Raw genomic sequence first — 1,563 nt, 5'->3', positions numbered from 1 at the left:
GTACGGGACGTCCATGCATTTGCCGCTGTTGGTGTTGACCAGTCCGTAACCGCCCGATTGGGAGACGGCCTTGAACTGCATGTCGGTGGCGGCGGCGTTGCAGGCCAACTGTTGCAGCAGGGCGCCGTTGCCGGTTCCGGCTCCGACGACGTCGATGCACTTTCCGCTGGCGCCGGAGGCGAGGGTGTAGACGCCGCCGTTGACCGGCGCGACCGCGGCCTCGGCGATCGGCATGGTGACGAGCATGATCCCGGCGGCGACCGTGCACACCGAAGCGGCCAGGCCGGCGATGAAGCGTTTTCTCTGCATCACGGACTCCTTAGGAGATCGGGTTCCAGCCGTCGGAACCGGCCAGGTACTTCTGCGGGGTGTAGTTCGCGGCCTGCGAGTCGGCCAGCTGCGGCCGGTTGCCGTTGACGGTGGCGCCCGAGCCGGTGTTCCTGTATTCGAGGAACCGGGCGTTCTGCCACGTGTTGGTCGACATGTTGGTCCACGGCTGAGCGGTCGCGATGGTCGCGCTCAGCGACGACTCGCGGTAGAGCACCTGGGCTCCCTGCCGCCAGGGCCGGCCGAGCCCGGTCACGTTGTTCGCCGCGCCGGTGATGGTCGACTTGTAGAACAGGAACCCGTAGGTCTTCGCCGTGTCCGTACTCGCGGCCGTGATCGGCCCGCCGGTCGACCGCTTCTCGTAGACACTGCACCCGTCGAAGACGATCGTGCCGCCGCCGAAGATGAAGTCGACGGTCCCCTCGATGTAGGAGTTCTTCACGTACGCCCGGGTCGCGTCGTTGACCAGGAAGGTGTCCTGGTCGCCGAGCAACCGGACGTTCGTCAGGACGGCCCGGTCGGCGTTGAGGTGCAACGCGACCGCCTGCTGCCCGGAGGTGACCGAGCTTTCGTCGAAGTCGTTGGAGATCGTGAGGTTGGTGGCGATGAAGTCATGCCCGTACGCGAACACGGTCGCGCTGCCGGAGGTCCCGTACGCCCCGGCGTAGTGGTTGTTCACGATGACGGTGTTGCTCGCCGAGGACCCCAGCCCCTGCAGGGTGATGTACGGCTTGTTCGCGGGCACGGTCACGATCTCCCGGTAGGTCCCGGCCTTGATCGTGATCACCACCCGGCTGGTGTTGTTCGCCGGGACCGCGTCGACCGCCGCCTGCACCGTGCGGTACTTGCCGGTGCCGTCGGACGCGACGGTGGGCGTACCTGCGGTGGCAGTCGGGCTGGAGGTCGCTCCGGTGACGTAGTTGAACGACCACTGCATGCGGGCGATGTCGGAGCAGGGTTCCTGGATGATCGGGTTGCCGCCGGCGGTGGAGCCGTCCTTGTCGGACACGCAGAGCCCGGTCGCGACGCTCTTGATGATGTACTTGCCGGACGCTGCCGTGGACGCGGTGAACGTCCAGGTCTGGTTCGTGCTGGCCCCGCAGGTCCACTGCCACAGCTGGATGCCGCTGGTGGAGTCGGCGTACGGGACGTCCATGCATTTGCCGCTGTTGGTGTTGACCAGTCCGTAACCGCCCGATTGGGAGACGGCCTTGAACTGCATGTCGGTGGCGGCGG

Annotated in this window: 2 protein-coding genes; both read right to left on the bottom strand. The window is 66.7% G+C overall.

What is annotated here, in order from left to right:
* On the bottom strand, positions 1-309 hold a 309-nt coding region (locus AB0M47_RS42705; RefSeq protein ID WP_363424760.1), incomplete at its 3' end, for an RICIN domain-containing protein.
* Between the two features lie 10 nt (positions 310-319).
* Positions 320-1,563, bottom strand: a 1,244-nt coding sequence (locus AB0M47_RS42700; protein ID WP_363424758.1) for a pectinesterase family protein, incomplete at its 5' end; no start/stop codon positions are given.

The organism is Hamadaea sp. NPDC051192, assembly GCF_040682475.1.
GTDB lineage: Bacteria > Actinomycetota > Actinomycetes > Mycobacteriales > Micromonosporaceae > Hamadaea > Hamadaea flava.
This window is presented reverse-complemented; position numbering and strand designations above follow the sequence as displayed.